General features: G+C 65.3%; 16 protein-coding genes, 4 tRNA genes and 1 pseudogene. 12 read left to right on the top strand and 9 right to left on the bottom strand.

What is annotated here, in order from left to right; genetic code table 11:
• Positions 1–41: 41 nt before the first annotated feature.
• Positions 42–605 carry a transcription elongation factor GreB gene (gene greB, locus H0X95_RS05345; RefSeq protein WP_006486618.1) on the bottom strand — a complete coding sequence of 188 codons (564 nt, stop codon included), beginning with the start codon at positions 603–605 and terminating at the stop codon, positions 42–44.
• Between the two features lie 129 nt (positions 606–734).
• Between greB and H0X95_RS05340 the strand changes: the two genes are divergently transcribed.
• The 3 genes from H0X95_RS05340 (at position 735) to H0X95_RS05330 (ending at position 1092) form a co-directional block, all read left to right on the top strand.
• Positions 735–811: transfer RNA gene (locus tag H0X95_RS05340), tRNA-Arg, on the top strand.
• A 66-nt stretch (positions 812–877) separates the two neighbouring features.
• Positions 878–954 (top strand) — tRNA-Arg (locus H0X95_RS05335).
• A 61-nt stretch (positions 955–1015) separates the two neighbouring features.
• A tRNA-Arg gene (locus tag H0X95_RS05330) sits at positions 1016–1092 on the top strand.
• A gap of 190 nt (positions 1093–1282) precedes the next feature.
• Here the strand turns inward: H0X95_RS05330 and H0X95_RS05325 are convergent.
• The 4 genes from H0X95_RS05325 to H0X95_RS05310 form a co-directional block, all read right to left on the bottom strand.
• Positions 1283–3649 (bottom strand): RelA/SpoT family protein, encoded by a 2367-nt coding sequence (locus H0X95_RS05325; RefSeq protein WP_006496576.1) that lies wholly within the window; start codon positions 3647–3649, stop codon positions 1283–1285.
• A gap of 63 nt (positions 3650–3712) precedes the next feature.
• Positions 3713–3916, bottom strand: a complete 204-nt coding sequence (gene rpoZ, locus H0X95_RS05320; RefSeq protein ID WP_006025620.1) for a DNA-directed RNA polymerase subunit omega — start codon at positions 3914–3916, stop codon at positions 3713–3715.
• Positions 3917–3974: 58 nt separating this feature from the next.
• Complete coding sequence (gene gmk / locus H0X95_RS05315) at positions 3975–4658, bottom strand: guanylate kinase (protein ID WP_006486663.1); 684 nt, start codon at positions 4656–4658, stop codon at positions 3975–3977.
• Between the two features lie 7 nt (positions 4659–4665).
• The gene (locus H0X95_RS05310; RefSeq protein WP_006486665.1) at positions 4666–5589 is read right to left on the bottom strand and encodes a YicC/YloC family endoribonuclease; all 924 of its coding nucleotides are present in this window, start codon (positions 5587–5589) and stop codon (positions 4666–4668) included.
• Positions 5590–5763: 174 nt separating this feature from the next.
• Between H0X95_RS05310 and rph the strand changes: the two genes are divergently transcribed.
• The 4 genes from rph (at position 5764) to H0X95_RS05290 (ending at position 8504) form a co-directional block, all read left to right on the top strand.
• The gene (rph, locus tag H0X95_RS05305) at positions 5764–6504 is read left to right on the top strand and encodes a ribonuclease PH (protein WP_006496577.1); all 741 of its coding nucleotides are present in this window, start codon (positions 5764–5766) and stop codon (positions 6502–6504) included.
• Positions 6497–7123: an RdgB/HAM1 family non-canonical purine NTP pyrophosphatase gene (gene rdgB, locus H0X95_RS05300; RefSeq protein ID WP_062910915.1), complete on the top strand. Its 627-nt coding sequence runs from the start codon at positions 6497–6499 to the stop codon at positions 7121–7123. The genes rph and rdgB overlap by 8 nt, the downstream gene beginning before the upstream one ends.
• 34 nt (positions 7124–7157) lie before the next feature.
• Positions 7158–8372, top strand: coding sequence for a radical SAM family heme chaperone HemW (gene hemW, locus H0X95_RS05295; RefSeq protein ID WP_080330736.1), 1215 nt, complete (start codon positions 7158–7160; stop codon positions 8370–8372).
• Positions 8373–8416: 44 nt separating this feature from the next.
• A tRNA-Ser gene (locus H0X95_RS05290) sits at positions 8417–8504 on the top strand.
• 140 nt (positions 8505–8644) lie between these two features.
• Here H0X95_RS05290 and H0X95_RS05285 read toward each other — a convergent pair.
• The 4 genes and pseudogenes from H0X95_RS05285 to H0X95_RS05270 all read right to left on the bottom strand — a co-directional run.
• Positions 8645–8896: a PAAR domain-containing protein gene (locus H0X95_RS05285; protein WP_306172189.1), complete on the bottom strand. Its 252-nt coding sequence runs from the start codon at positions 8894–8896 to the stop codon at positions 8645–8647.
• A gap of 68 nt (positions 8897–8964) precedes the next feature.
• Positions 8965–9849, bottom strand: coding sequence for a hypothetical protein (locus H0X95_RS05280; protein ID WP_034200876.1), 885 nt, complete (start codon positions 9847–9849; stop codon positions 8965–8967).
• The gene (locus H0X95_RS05275; RefSeq protein WP_196445956.1) at positions 9849–10787 is read right to left on the bottom strand and encodes a DUF2515 family protein; all 939 of its coding nucleotides are present in this window, start codon (positions 10785–10787) and stop codon (positions 9849–9851) included. The genes H0X95_RS05280 and H0X95_RS05275 overlap by 1 nt, the downstream gene beginning before the upstream one ends.
• Positions 10727–10963, bottom strand: a pseudogene (locus H0X95_RS05270) (contractile injection system protein, VgrG/Pvc8 family); the annotation flags it as partial. The pseudogene H0X95_RS05270 and the gene H0X95_RS05275, both read right to left, overlap by 61 nt.
• Before the next feature lie 223 nt (positions 10964–11186).
• On the opposite strand from H0X95_RS05270, the gene H0X95_RS05265 reads away from it, so the two are divergent.
• The 5 genes from H0X95_RS05265 (at position 11187) to H0X95_RS05245 (ending at position 14795) form a co-directional block, all read left to right on the top strand.
• On the top strand, positions 11187–11582 hold the full coding sequence (locus tag H0X95_RS05265) for a hypothetical protein (RefSeq protein ID WP_006486642.1): 396 nt from the start codon (positions 11187–11189) through the stop codon (positions 11580–11582).
• A gap of 230 nt (positions 11583–11812) precedes the next feature.
• Positions 11813–12106 (top strand): hypothetical protein, encoded by a 294-nt coding sequence (locus tag H0X95_RS05260; RefSeq protein ID WP_006486651.1) that lies wholly within the window; start codon positions 11813–11815, stop codon positions 12104–12106.
• A gap of 297 nt (positions 12107–12403) precedes the next feature.
• Complete coding sequence (locus H0X95_RS05255; protein WP_006486614.1) at positions 12404–12895, top strand: energy transducer TonB family protein; 492 nt, start codon at positions 12404–12406, stop codon at positions 12893–12895.
• Between the two features lie 305 nt (positions 12896–13200).
• Positions 13201–14511, top strand: coding sequence for an MFS transporter (locus H0X95_RS05250; RefSeq protein WP_006486616.1), 1311 nt, complete (start codon positions 13201–13203; stop codon positions 14509–14511).
• Positions 14512–14615: 104 nt separating this feature from the next.
• The gene (locus H0X95_RS05245) at positions 14616–14795 is read left to right on the top strand and encodes a hypothetical protein (RefSeq protein WP_006486620.1); all 180 of its coding nucleotides are present in this window, start codon (positions 14616–14618) and stop codon (positions 14793–14795) included.
• Positions 14796–14803: the final 8 nt, after the last annotated feature.

The raw sequence follows: 14803 nt of genomic DNA, 5'->3' as shown, positions 1-14803 counted from the left end.
CGTCGGGGCGCTTTTTCTTTGCCGTGCCGCACCGTCGACGCTCAGGCGTCGCCCCGTGCCGGATACCGGACGTCGAGTATGTCGATCGGCTGGGGGCCCGCCGGCGTCATCAGCGTGACGGTATCGCCGATCTTCGCCTTGATCAGCGCACGCGCGACCGGCGAAATCCAGCTGACGCAGCCGCGGTCGAGATCGACCTCGTCGATCCCGACGATCGTCACCGTATGATCCTCGCCGTCCGGCGTCTCGTAATCGACCGTCGCGCCGAAAAACACCTGGTCGACATTCTCCTGTCGGCTCGCGTCGACGACTTCCGCGAGGTCGAGCCGCTTCGTCAGGAAGCGGATGCGGCGATCGATCTCGCGAAGCCGCCGCTTGCCGTAGATGTAGTCACCGTTCTCCGACCGGTCACCGTTCGATGCGGCCCACGACACGAGCCGCACGACTTCGGGACGCTCGACGTCGATCAGGTTCAGCAGCTCGTCCCTCAGCCGCTTGTGGCCGGCCGGCGTGATGTAGTTCTTCGCGCCCGCCGGAATCGCGGGTTGAGCCGGGTCGAGATCGTCGTCGTCACCGTCCGACTCTTTGACAAACGCCTTGTTCATGATGCAGATTCAACGTGGATGACTGATCCCCCCAAGGGTACACGAAGGGGGCCGGCCAAGGTCATGCACCCTAATTCGCGAATAAGGCTTCCCTTTTTATACGACTCTGCTATACTTCCGCTTCTGCGTGCGGCTGTAGCTCAGTTGGATAGAGTACTTGGCTACGAACCAAGGGGTCGTGGGTTCGAATCCTGCCAGCCGCGCCACTTTTTCGAGGGCCTTCCCAACCGAAGGCCCTTTCAGTTCGAAGCAGTAGAAGTTTGTTGTTGCGTGCGGCTGTAGCTCAGTTGGATAGAGTACTTGGCTACGAACCAAGGGGTCGTGGGTTCGAATCCTGCCAGCCGCGCCACTTTTTTGGGGGCCTTCCCATCGCAGAAGGTTCCGACAGTTGAAGCAGTACCGTTTTGCGTGCGGCTGTAGCTCAGTTGGATAGAGTACTTGGCTACGAACCAAGGGGTCGTGGGTTCGAATCCTGCCAGCCGCGCCACCTTAAAAGGGCTTTCCTCCGGGAAAGCCCTTTTTCTTTTTGCGCCCCTCCTTCGTTCGCGCCATCATCCGCACGCCTTGGGCAAAGCACCGGCAACGTCGCGCGCGCTTTCGCCGGCCCCAATGAAAACGGCGGCCATCGGCCGCCGTCCGTCGATCAACGCATTCACCCGCGAGGGTGCGCGTCAGCGTCAGTAATCCTGCCGCTCGCGCTCGATTCGCATCCCGCCGTCATGGCGCGCATGCGCACCGTCGTCAGTCGAGCGCTCGCGCATGATCCGCATCACGTCCGGATTGGTTCTCACGCGCCGCATCACGTTCGCGAGGTGCACGCGGTCGCTGACCTGGATCACGAAGCGCAGCACCGTCGATTCGTGCGTCAGATCCTCGTCCATCGCAATATGGACGATGTTCGCGTCGGCCGACGTGATGTCCGCGGCGACGCGCGCGAAGATGCCCTTCGTATTCTTCACGAGCGCCTTCACCGCGACATCGAACAGACGGCCCGGCTGCGGCGCCCATTCGACGTCGATCCAGCGGCCCGGATCGCGGCGATGGATGCGCTGCGCGACCCGGCAATCCGTCGTATGAATCGCCATGCCCAGACCGATGCCGATGTAACCCATGATCGCGTCACCCGGAATCGGCCGGCAGCATGCGGACAACTGCACGGACATCCCTTCGGTGCCGGTGATCACGACCGGCGGCGCATGATGCGCGGGATGCCGCTCGGACTTCGGCAGATCGTCGTCCGCATCGCGGCCGCTCATCAGCACCTCGATGCGCTTGGCCATCACCGCGGCGACGCGACGGCCGAGACCGATGTCCGCGAAGATTTCCTGACGGCTCTTGTTGCCCGTCCACTGCACGAGCTTCTCCCACACTTCCGGCTCGACGTCGGCCAGCGCGAGACCATAGCCCTTCAGGCTCTGGTCGACGAGCCGCTCGCCCAGCTGCACGGACTCGTTCAGGCGCATCGTCTTCAGGTAGTGACGGATCGCCGAGCGCGCCTTGCCGGTACGCACGAAGCCCAGCCACGCGGGGTTCGGCTTCGAATACGGCGCGGTGATCACCTCGACGATGTCGCCGCTCTTCAATTCGGTGCGCAACGGCAGCAGCTCGTTGTTGATCTTCACGGCCACGCACTGGTTGCCGAGATCGCTGTGGATCGAATACGCGAAATCGAGCGCCGTCGCGCCGCGCGGCAGCGCCATGATCTTCGACTTCGGCGTGAACACGTAGACCGCATCGGGGAACAGGTCGATCTTCACGTGCTCGAGGAACTCGCTCGAATCGCCGGCCTCGCTCTGGATGTCGAGCAGCGACTTCAGCCACTGGTGCGCGCGCTTCTGCACGTCGCTGAGATCCGCGCTGCCGTTCTTGTACAGCCAGTGCGCGGCGACGCCCGCCTCGGCGATCTCGTGCATCTTGCGCGTACGCACCTGGAACTCGATCGGCGCGCCGAACGGGCCGACGAGCGTCGTGTGCAGCGACTGATAGCCGTTGATCTTCGGGATCGCGATGTAATCCTTGAACTTGCCGGGCACCGGCTTGTACAGCGCATGCAGCGCGCCGATGCACGTGTAGCAGTCGAGCGGGCTGTCGACGACGACACGGAAGCCGTACACGTCGAGCACCTGCGAGAACGACAACTGCTTGTCGCGCATCTTGCGATAGACGCTGTAGATGGTTTTCTCGCGGCCGGTGATCTCAGCGTCGATCTTCGCGTCGGCCATCGCGCGCTGCGCGGCCTCGAGGATCTTGCTGATCACTTCGCGGCGATTGCCGCGCGCGGCCTTCACGGCTTTCTCGAGCGTCGCGTAGCGATGCGGGTTGAAGTTCGCGAAGCTCATGTCCTGCAGCTCGCGATACGTGTTGTTCAAGCCGAGCCGGTGCGCGATCGGTGCGTAGATGTCGAGCGTTTCCCGCGCGACGCGGCGGCGCTTTTCCATCGGCACCGCGCCGAGCGTACGCATGTTGTGCAGGCGATCGGCGAGCTTGACGAGAATGACGCGCACGTCGCGCGCCATCGCGAGCAGCATCTTGCGGAAGTTTTCCGCCTGCGCTTCCTCGCGGCTGCGGAATTCCATCTTGTCGAGCTTCGACAGGCCGTCGACCAGCTCGGCGACCTTCGGGCCGAATCGCTCGGCCAGCTCGTTCTTGGTCACGCCCTGGTCTTCCATCACGTCGTGCAGCAACGCGGCCATCACGGCCTGCGCGTCGAGCTTCCAGCCGGCGCAGATTTCCGCGACGGCGACGGGATGGGTGATGTAGGGCTCGCCGCTCTGGCGATATTGACCGAGGTGGGCTTCGTCGCTGAAGTGGAACGCCGCCTTGACCTCTTTGATTTCGTCCGGACCGAGATACTCGGCAAGCGCGGCGGTCAGTTTCGCGATCGAAACGACGCCGTGCTTGCGCGGCTGCTCCGGCGTGGCGGTCGGCCCGAACAGATGCCGGAAGGACTGTTCGAGGACCGCGTCGATGTACTGGCGCGCAGGCGACTGGGCCGTGGCTTCGGTGGTCGAATCCGCGGAGGCGGACGATGGGGTGGTGCTCATATTCGCCTCCAGGTCGAGTCGTTGCGCGCGTGGACTACATGGCTGGAACGGGCCGGATGCGCGTTACACCGGCACCTTCTTCAGCATCTCGACGCCGACCTGGCCGGCAGCGATTTCGCGCAGCGCGACGACGGTCGGCTTGTCGCGGCTTTCGATTTTCGGCGTATGGCCTTGCGCGAGCTGCCGCGCGCGATAGGTGGCGGCGAGCGCCAGTTCGAAGCGGTTCGGGATTTGCTTCAGGCAGTCTTCGACGGTAATGCGAGCCATGTTGGTAATTCCTTCTGAATATAGTCCTTATTCTACCTTATGTCCCTCGTGCCCCGCGTCATTCCGCGTGGGGCAGATGGACGCCGAGGTCGATGAACAGCTCCGTGTGTCGCGCGTACTGCGAAGCAAAACGCAGGCGCGTCGCCGCGACGATGCATTCGAGTTCCGCGAGCGCACGCTCGAAATTCTCGTTGATCACCACGTATTCCGCTTCCGACGCGTGCGCAATCTCGCTGCCGGCGGCCAGCAGGCGTCGCGTGATCACGTTCGGTTCATCCTGGCCGCGCTTCTTCAGGCGCTCCTCGAGGGCGTCGAGCGACGGCGGCAGGATGAAGATGCCGACCGCGTTGCGGAACTGCTTCTTCACCTGCAACGCACCCTGCCAGTCGATTTCGAGCAGCACGTCGTGACCGTTCTTCATCTGCTCTTCGATCCAGACGCGCGACGTGCCGTAGTAGTTGCCGTGCACTTCAGCGCTCTCGAGGAATTCGTGCGCCGCGTGACGCGCGCGGAAATCCTCGACGGTCGTGAAGTGGTAGTGCTGGCCGTCCTGCTCGCCCGGGCGCGGCTTGCGCGTCGTGTACGAGATCGACAGGCAGATGTCGCTGTCCTTCGACAGCAGCGCGTTCACGAGCGTCGACTTGCCGGCGCCCGACGGCGCGACGACCATGAACAGGTTGCCGGGATAGACGCCGCCATGCAGCGAATGCGACGCGTGGCCGTCGCGGTTAAGGTCGGTCATGTTGCTGTTACTCCAGGTTTTGCACTTGCTCGCGCATCTGCTCGATCAGCAGCTTCAGCGCCATCGACGCATCGGCGAGTTCCTTCGCCGCCGCCTTCGAGCCGAGCGTGTTCGCTTCGCGATTCAGTTCCTGCATCATGAAGTCGAGACGCTTGCCGACGCGGCCGCCCTTCTCGATCACGTGACGCGTTTCGTTCAGGTGCGCGGTGAGCCGCGACAGCTCTTCCGCGATGTCGATCCGGATCCCGTACATCGTCACTTCCTGACGGATGCGCTCCGCGGCTTCCTCGCGCGTGACGACCGTCGAGCCGCCTTCGGGCGCCGCGAGGCCGAGCGCTTCCTGCAGCCGCTCGACGATCTTCTGCTGGTGCTTCGCGATCAGCTCCGGCACGAGCGGCGTGATGCGCGCGACGATCGCCTCCATCTCGGTAACGTTCGACAGCAGCATCGTCGCCAGTTGCGCGCCTTCGCGCGAACGCACGACGACGAGCTCGCCGATCGCTTCCTTGCCGCAGGCGAGCACCGCGTCGCGGATCGCTTCCGCGGACACGCCGCTCTCGGCGAGCACGCCGGGCCAGCGCAGGATTTCGCCCGCGCGCAGGCGGCCGACGCCCGGGAACGAATCGAGCACCGCGCGCTCGAGCTCGGCAAGCTGGCCGAGCGCCGACTGGTTCAGCGCGCCCGCGCCGATGCTCTGCTCGCCGCGCTGCAGGTTGATGCGCACGTCGACCTTGCCGCGCGACAGCTTGTTCATCAGCATTTCGCGCAGCGCGGGTTCGCACGCGCGCACGTCGTCCGGCATCCGGAAATTGAGATCGAGGAAGCGCGAGTTCACGGTGCGCAGTTCGACCGACACGCTGGTGCCGCCGTTGCCGGTGGCCGTCACGAGTTCGCGCGTCGCGCTCGCGTAGCCCGTCATGCTGTAGATCATGGTTCGTCTCGCCGTCTGGTGCCCTCGCGGGCGGGGGGATATGTCGAGGCGCCCGGCGCATCGGAAAGCGCGGGGCGGCAAGCGCGCATTATCCCATTTTTGCGGACCACCCCGCCGGGCGCGCCCGCCGTTCGGCGCTAAAATCGGGGTTTCCTCTTCTTCCGCGATTTCCCCATGACGTCTTCCGTTTCCCGCCCGAGCGGCCGCCGCGCCGACGAACTGCGCAAGGTCGCCCTCACGCGCCACTACACGAAACACGCCGAAGGCTCCGTGCTGGTCGAATTCGGCGACACCAAGGTGCTCTGCACCGCGAGCGTCGCCGAGCGCGTGCCCGAATTCCTGCGCGAGCGCGGGCAAGGCTGGCTGACCGCCGAATACGGGATGCTGCCGCGCGCGACCCACACGCGCAGCGACCGTGAAGCCGCGCGCGGCAAGCAGACGGGCCGCACCCAGGAAATTCAGCGCCTGATCGGCCGCGCGCTGCGCGCGGTGTTCGATCTCGAGGCGCTGGGCCCGCGCACCATCCACATCGACTGCGACGTGATCCAGGCCGACGGCGGCACGCGCACGGCCAGCATCACCGGCGCGTTCGTCGCCGCGCACGACGCCGTGTCGACGCTGATCGCGGCCGGCAAGCTCACGCGCTCGCCGATCACCGATCACGTCGCCGCGATTTCGGTCGGCGTGTACGAAGGCGCACCGGTGCTCGACCTCGACTACGCGGAAGATTCGCGCTGCGACACCGACATGAACGTCGTGATGACGGGCGCGGGCGGCTTCGTCGAAGTCCAGGGCACGGCCGAAGGCGTGCCGTTCTCGCGCGCCGAGATGAATGCGCTGCTCGACCTCGCGCAGGGCGGGATCGCCGAGCTCGTGCAGTTGCAGAAAGACGTCCTGGGTGCGAGCCATGCCTGACGACCGCACCGTCGCGCCGCTGTCGCGCATCGTTCTCGCGTCGAACAACCCGGGCAAGCTGCGCGAATTCACCGCGCTGTTCTCGACGGTCGGCATCGAGATCGTCCCGCAGGGCGACCTCGCGGTGCCCGAGGCGGAAGAGCCGTTCGGCACGTTCATCGAGAACGCGCTGACCAAGGCGCGTCACGCGTCGCGGCTCACCGGGCTGCCGGCGATCGCCGACGATTCGGGCCTGTGCGTGCGCGTGCTGCGCGGCGCGCCGGGCGTCTATTCGGCCCGCTACGCGCAGCGCGCGGGCCGCGACAAGGGCGACGCGGCGAACAACGCGTATCTCGTCGAGCAACTGCGCGGCATCGGCGACCGGCGCGCATACTACTGTTGCGTGCTCGCGCTCGTCCGCCATGCGGACGACCCGGAGCCGCTGTTCGCCGAAGGTCGCTGGGCCGGCGAGATCGTCGACACGCCGCGCGGCGAACACGGATTCGGCTACGACCCGTATTTCTACCTGCCGTCGCTCGGCGCGACGGCCGCCGAACTCGAACCCACCGTGAAGAACACGCACAGCCATCGCGCGCTGGCGCTGAAGGCGTTGCTCGCGCGGCTCGCGGAGGAAGCATGACCGTACCCGACACCCATTCGCTGCGGGAGGCCGCATGAGCCAGGCTGCGGAAACCGGCGCGCGCGTCGTCGCGACCTTCACGTCGCCCGGCCAGGTGCGCCTCACGTCGCTGCCGCCGCTCGCGCTGTACGTGCATTTCCCGTGGTGCGTGCGCAAGTGCCCGTACTGCGATTTCAACTCGCACGAATGGAAAGGCGAGCGGTTTCCGGAAACCGAGTATCTCGACGCGTTGCGCGCCGATCTCGAGCAGGCGCTGCCGCTCGTGTGGGGCCGGCAGGTGCATACCGTGTTCATCGGCGGCGGCACGCCGAGCCTGCTGTCGGCGGCCGGTCTCGACCGGATGCTGTCCGACGTGCGCGCGCTCTTGCCGCTCGATGCCGATGCCGAGATCACGCTCGAGGCGAATCCGGGCACATTCGAAGCCGCGAAGTTCGCGCAGTTCCGCGCAAGCGGCGTGAACCGCCTGTCGGTCGGCATCCAGAGCTTCAACGAGGGGCACCTGAAGGCGCTCGGCCGGATTCACGACACCGCGCAGGCACGCGCGGCCGTCGAGATCGCCGCGAAGAACTTCGACAACTTCAACCTCGACCTGATGTTCGCATTGCCGAACCAGACGCTCGACGAATGCCGCACCGACATCGAGACCGCGCTGTCGTTCGCGCCGCCGCACCTGTCGCTGTATCACCTGACGCTCGAGCCGAATACGCTGTTCGCGAAGTTCCCGCCGGTGGTCCCCGACGACGACGCGTCGGCCGACATGCAGGAATGGATCCATGCGCGCACGGCCGAAGCCGGCTACGGGCGCTACGAAGTGTCCGCGTACGCGAAGCCGAATCATCAGTGCAAGCACAACCTGAACTACTGGCGCTTCGGCGACTATCTCGGCATCGGCGCGGGCGCCCATACGAAGCTGTCGTTCCCGAACCGGATCCTGCGGCAGGCACGCTACAAGCATCCGGCGACCTTCATCGAGCAGGCGAAGGCCGGCGCGGCCGTGCAGGAAGAGCGCGAAGTCGGCACGCGCGACCTGCCGTTCGAATTCATGCTGAACACGCTGCGGCTCGTCGAGGGCTTCCCCGTGCACAGCTTCGCGGAACGCACCGGCCTGCCGATGAGCACGATCGAGCCGGCGCTGAAGGAAGCGGAGCGGCGCGGACTGATCACGCGCGATTTCACGCAAATCGCGCCGACGCCGCTCGGCCAGCGTTTCCTCAACGACCTGCAGGAATTGTTCCTGCGCGACGACTGAACGAATGAACGAGGCGGCATTTCGGTTACAATGCCGCCTCGTGTGGAAGCGTGGCCGAGCGGTTTAAGGCACTGGTCTTGAAAACCAGCGACGGGAAACTGTCCGTGAGTTCGAATCTCACCGCTTCCGCCAGGGTTTCAAAGGAAACGGGCCGCTTGGCCCGTTTTTCGTTTCCGACAGTTATCCGGTGCTGAGCACATCCGCCTGCGCCACTCACGGCGCATCGTCGACGCGGTTCGCGTGCGTGGTCACGCGGCGATCAACGATTCCGTTCACGACTCGGCACCGCCGGACTCGGCCAGCAGCACCGCGCCGCACGTCGTCGTGTGCCCTTCCAGCGCGACCGGTGCACCAAAATCCAGACTGATCGAACAACCCTCCGCGATCTCGAAGACATGAGGTGCGCAAATCGGACAGGTCACCTTGTCGCCTTTGCGCGCGATCGGAATTGCGTCGCGTCCCCACGTCGAAGAAGGGCTGCCGGAAATCACCCGCCCGCCATGACTGGTCGTGTCGCCGACCACGATCTGCGCCTTCCCGCCTACTGTCGCTCGCCTCACCTGCATCACCTCGTCACGAATGGGCGGACACGTCACTTCAACGCCTGGATCGGCGGATCCTGATAGGCCGTGTCGATCGTATAGCCCTGCCCCTTCAGGGCAGCCTCGGTAGCAATGCGCTTCGCATGGTACTTCTGCAGTTCCGCGGGCAACAACGCCTTCCAGTTACGAATTTTTTCAGCGTTCCCGGGGAAATACCCCAGCCCGTAGAACGCATACTCGTTCCTAATGCGAGCCGTCAGAAGATAGGTCGTCTTCCCGACAAAGCCGCCCATGTTTCGCTCCGACAGTGAAATCTCCAGATAGGCGCCATCTGCATAAAAAACCCATCTCGGCATTTCCTTCACGGCGGCCTTCCACTCCTCGATCGTCGGCGTGTAGCCAGAATCGAGGGAATAGATCGAATACGTTTTCATGTAGTCCCACGCCTGCTTGCCGGTCAGGCGCGGATTGCTGACGTCGATGTACCGGACCCAGCCGTTCGCGCGCAGATCCTGAAACAGTTTCGTCATGCGCGCCAGTGCGGCCTCGTGCGTGTCGGCCTGCTCGGGACTGACGCCGAAATTGATATTCCACGTGTAGATGCCGCCCGGCACGTCCTTGTCCGCGGAACCCACCGCGGACAGCACGTTGTCCAGCACGAAACCATGCGTTCCCTGCACGAACTTCACCGTGCCGAGATTACCGCGCATCCACTCATGCTGATAAAAGCTCGTGCCGGACGGATGAGTGTCGACAGACGCGCCCGGACCGTTGAGATCAGAGTCCTTGGGATCGCCGAGCCGGATAACTGTAAGTGATGGATTCATGCCGTTGCGGTTGTCGAGGGTTGAGCGGGCATTCCCGTTGTGCGATGAGAGCACGACGCCGAGCAGGAACGCCCCGAGAATCAGTACAAGGAAATGAGTCTTTTTCATCAGGTATCGGGTCTGTCGCCCCAGCTTTTGATCGTTCCGAGATAATCGAGCATGACTTGCCTCCTGGGTCCCTGCATCAACCCGTCGTACTTCGTTGCTGCCGTCTGGATCCAGTCCATGCGCTTCTGATAGTCCTCCAGAACCAGACGGTCCGGCGCGTCCGATCTGAATTCGATGCTGTCAGTCTTATCATCGGCCGTGAGCACGAGTTGAAGGCTGGGAACCAGCGCGCGAATGACCGGCGCCAGCGCAATCTCGGAACCGTCCGACAGGCCGTGCTGCATCGACTGGACCGAGTTGTTGATCGCCGTATCGTCCGAAGACGCCAGTGCGCCACGCTGCACGCCAAGCCATCGCTTGAACTTCTTGTTTTCGTAAATCAGCCCCTGCAACACCTCGCCCTGCTCGTGTTGCGCAATCAAAATCAGATGCTGGAAAGCCCAGATCGCCCGGCTTTGCTCATCGCCCGCTTCCCACTGCTTTACCTTGTTGAATCCGGCAACAATAATCGGCGTGGACTTGAGATAGCCCAGTTGCTTTTTCTTGGCGCCGGTTTCTCCGTCGATTTCGAACGGTACCTTGTCGATCGCTTCGTCGTATCCAACCTGCCGAGTAAAGTTGACCGCGACCTGCTTGACGAACTGGGTGCTGTCACGCGATTGCACGCACTTGTCGAACGTATCAGACCCGGCGGCATACGCGTAGAACCACGCCAGCACGTCGTTGAAGAGCCAGAGATTGCCGCGGCCTAGCCCAGCCCGCAATTCGGTCCAGCGCCCGGCATATCGCACCTGCCACAGCGCGAGCGTCGCGGCGACCTGCTTCGATGCGAACGCACCGAGTCCCAGCCAGTAAAAGCGGCCGATCTTGCTGGTATCCGCACCATATAGACATAACCGTGTCGGGGCAGATACGACTGTTTCGGCTGCTGGATCCACGGGGTAACGGGCTGCCCAATCAGGCTCTTCAGCTTGACGTCGCTGCGTGTCGACAGCACATCGAGCGTGAAGTCGTAATGCCGGCCGATGCGCGAAAGTCCCGCCGCACGCTGCGGCAACAACACATCGGGCCCGAGCGGAGTGTCGAGTTTCAGCAGGCGGTCCTGCTGGATCAAGCCTCCTTAAAACGCCCGCACGATGTCCTGCGCACTCATTCCAATCCCTCTATTGTTTCTTTTGCCGTCGTTTTTTCACCAGATGATGGCTGGCGCTCTCAGGCCGCGATTCTACAGTCAAATCGCCGACCAGCCTGGTGGCCGTGCCCCGCACTTCCCGACGCGCCCCGCCGGATGCCGTTACAATCCGGCGCTCCGATTCGCGAAACGGGAAATCCACGTCATGAAGCCCTTCCTCGTCTCGTCGCTCGTCGCCGTGCTGGCCGCCGCCAGCATGCATGCAGCGGCCGACACCGCCTCCGGCAGCGACGCGCAGGCGTCGTGCGCGATCGCGTACGTGACCGGCGTCGGCGGCTCGCCGCGCGGCCTGAGCGAATACCTCGCGAGCCCGTCGCCCTACAACTACCTGAAGGACAACGACCTCCAGTGCAAGGTCGGCGACGACGGACGCACGTCGAACTGTACCGGCGTGACCTATCTGCGCAACGAACAGGTCAGCGTGTACGACGATTCCGATCCAGCGACGCTGACGGTCGTGGCGCGCGTGGAGCTCGATCATGGCCAGAAATACCCGGTGATCATCGTCGTGCAGCGCAAGAACGCGCGCTGCAAACAATGACGCAGCGCGGCGCGCGAATCCGTCAATCGGAACGGCACGCGCGTTCGTGCCGAACCTCGCGCGGCATCTGAGCCACGGGCCCGGCAGCGGCCCGTCGTTGCGTCGCACCGCGCCGGACGCCTCCCGGCCCGCCCCGCCATCGCCTAGAATTCGTTCAACACGGCGACACGAACGCCGCCGCGTATTCGATGCCGCACGCGCCACCCTGCGCGCGGCACACGGAGATCGCCATGACCGACCTGTCGAGCGCGACGGAACCCGTCGATTACGAAGGCTTCGAGATCCATGTCGTGCCGGCCGCGATGCCCGGCAGCGACACGCGCTATACCTACACCGGCTACGTGTGCCATCCGGGCGTGAATCCCGCGCTGCCCGGCCATGCGGTGCCGTTCCACGCGGACGGCGAGGAAAGCTTCGCGAGCCTCGACGAGGCCACCCGCGAAGCCGTGCACATCGGCAAGAGCATCATCGACGGCACGCATCCCGACCTGTCGGTACTGTCGCTCGTCACGCACGGCTTCTGAGCCGGCCGGCATCGCTTGCCAGCGTGCGCGCGGCAAGCCGAGGTTGCCGCATCAGATGACCGCGTCGCCCGGCCGGACGAACGCTGCACGCCATCGCTTTCAACCCTCCAACAGGCGCGTCCACCGCGCACGCTGTCACCTGTCGCGTCACATCGCGATGTACACGGCACGACGCGGCACCCGGCCGTCATCATCAGCGATAGCAGCGACCGGTCCCGCGCGCTATGCGTTTCTCCCCATATCGCCGCGCGCCGGTACGCCTATCATTTTTTTATCGTCCCTCCTGGCCATCACCTCATGCGCCCCCTTCTCCGTCCGCGCGTCGCGCGGCTTCGTGTTGCGACGCTGGCCGTCGTCGCCCTGCTTGCCGCGTGCACGATCACGCCGCCCTCGTCGCTACGCTCGGTCCTGACGATTCCGTCGGTCACCCGCAGCGGCAGCCTCGACCAGTATCGCGTCGAGGTTGCCCATCGTGTCGCCGAACGCAATCCGTCCGGCATGCTGCACGGCACACCGCAGGCGATGCTGCGTTCGCTCGTCGTCGTCGCCTTCACCGTCGATGGCAGCGGCCGCGTGGTGAACGCATCCGTCTACCGCAGCAACGGCGACAGCGAAGCGGAAGCGCTCGCGCTCGCGTCGCTGCGCCGCTCGGCACCGCTGCCGGCCCCGCCGTCGCGGCTGCTCGACGGCAACGGCCGGCTCGAACTGATGGAAGGCTGGCTCTTCAACGACGACGGCCACTTCCAGCTGCAAAGCACCGCCTCCGCGCAGGCGCAATCGATCGATTGACGCGCCGCCGCAGCCCGATTGCCGGTGAGCGGCGGCGCTGGCTATAATTTTCCGCACTCGCGCGGCCATCACGCCGCGCGTGCGTTCGCGCGCCCCACCCGGCAAGCGAGCCGACCACGCCGGCACCGGGCGGCGGCGACGTACCCGTCTCCATCGTCGACCGGCGGGTGACGTCCGCGCCACGGCGCGCGTCCACGCCGCCACCGCGTCATCCGCATCATCCTCTGCTCGGCTGCACCCGGCAGGCCGTCGCCTGCCCGAACGCACGCTCAGCCGACCGCCCCAACGACAAAACGGAGACATCCATGTCCGCATCCCCCCCGGCCGTTGCACACGCAACCGGTTCGGCCGGCGCCGTCAGCCACCGGCGCATCGTGTTCGCGAGCTTCATCGGCACCGCGATCGAGTTCTACGACTTCTACGTGTACGCGACGGCCGCCGCGCTCGTCATCGGCCCCGTGTTCTTCCCGCACGGCTCCGCGACGGCGCAGGCGCTGTCCGCATTCGTCACGTTCGGCATCGCGTTCATCGCACGCCCGATCGGCTCGTTCCTGTTCGGGCACTTCGGCGACCGTATCGGCCGCAAGTCGACGCTCGTCGCCTCGCTGCTCGTGATGGGCGTGTCCACCACCGCAATCGGCTTCGTGCCCGGCTACGACGCGATCGGCGCGCTCGCGCCGGTGCTGCTGTGCGTGCTGCGCTTCGGTCAGGGGATCGGCCTGGGCGGCGAATGGGGCGGCGCGGCGCTGCTCGCGACCGAGCATGCGCCGCAGGGCAAGCGCGGCTGGTTCGGGATGTTCCCGCAACTGGGGCCGTCGGTCGGCTTCCTGATGTCGAACGGGCTGTTCTTCGCGCTCGCGCTGTCGCTGTCCGACGAGCAGTTCCGCAGCTGGGGCTGGCGCATTCCGTTCCTCGTCAGCGCGGTGCTCGTCGCGCTCGGGCTGTACGTGCGGCTCAAGATCACCGAAACGCCCGCGTTCCAGGCGGCCCTCGAGCGCAACGAGCGCGTGCGCGTGCCGGTCGCGACGCTCGTCACGCAGCACTGGCAGCCGACGCTGCTCGGTGCGCTCGCGATGGTCGTCTGCTACACGCTGTTCTACATCTCGACGGTGTTCTCGCTGTCGTACGGCGTGTCAGCGCTGCATATTCCGCGCCAGAGCTTCCTCGGCCTGCTGTGTTTCGCGGTCGTCTTCATGGGGCTCGCGACGCCGCTGTCCGCATGGGCGTCGGACCGCTTCGGCCGCAAGCCGGTGCTGGTCGTCGGCGCGATCGCCGCGCTGCTGTCGGGGTTCGCGATGGAGCCGCTGCTCGGCAGCGGGTCGATGCCGCTCGTTGCGCTGTTCCTGACGATCGAGCTGTTCCTGATGGGCGTGACGTTCGCACCGATGGGCGCGCTGCTGCCGGAACTGTTCCCGACCAACGTCCGCTATACGGGCGCGGGCGTCGCGTACAACCTCGGCGGGATTCTCGGCGCGTCGATCGCACCGTATATCGCGCAACTGCTGGCTGCGCGCGGCGGCCTGTCGTGGGTCGGCGGTTACGTGTCGGTCGCGGCGGCGATCAGCCTGATCGGCGTACTGCTGATGCGCGAAACGCGCGACGCATCGCTCGTCTGACCCTCCGGGGCGACCCGGGTTGTGCAGCGGCGGCGGCTCTCTATACTCGATTCTGGGCGCGTCGTTGCGCGCCCGGGGATTCCGCCCCGACAGGAGCCGCCGCGATGAATATCCGCCTCGCCAATGCCGACCTCGTCCTGATCCTCGCGCTCGCGCTGGGTGGCGCGTTGCTGCTCGCGCTGCGGTTCCGGCCAAAGACCTGGCGCGGCCTCGTGTTCGAGGCGCTGCTGGCGAATCTCGCGGCGATCGCCGCCGTCGTCACGGTCGAGGCGCTGCTGGCGTAACTCCGCCC

Source organism: Burkholderia sp. 9779_493 (assembly GCF_015712215.1).
In the GTDB taxonomy this organism is placed as follows: domain Bacteria; phylum Pseudomonadota; class Gammaproteobacteria; order Burkholderiales; family Burkholderiaceae; genus Burkholderia; species Burkholderia cenocepacia.
The sequence above is the reverse complement of the archived record's forward strand: the minus strand, read 5'-3'. Positions and strand labels throughout refer to the sequence as shown.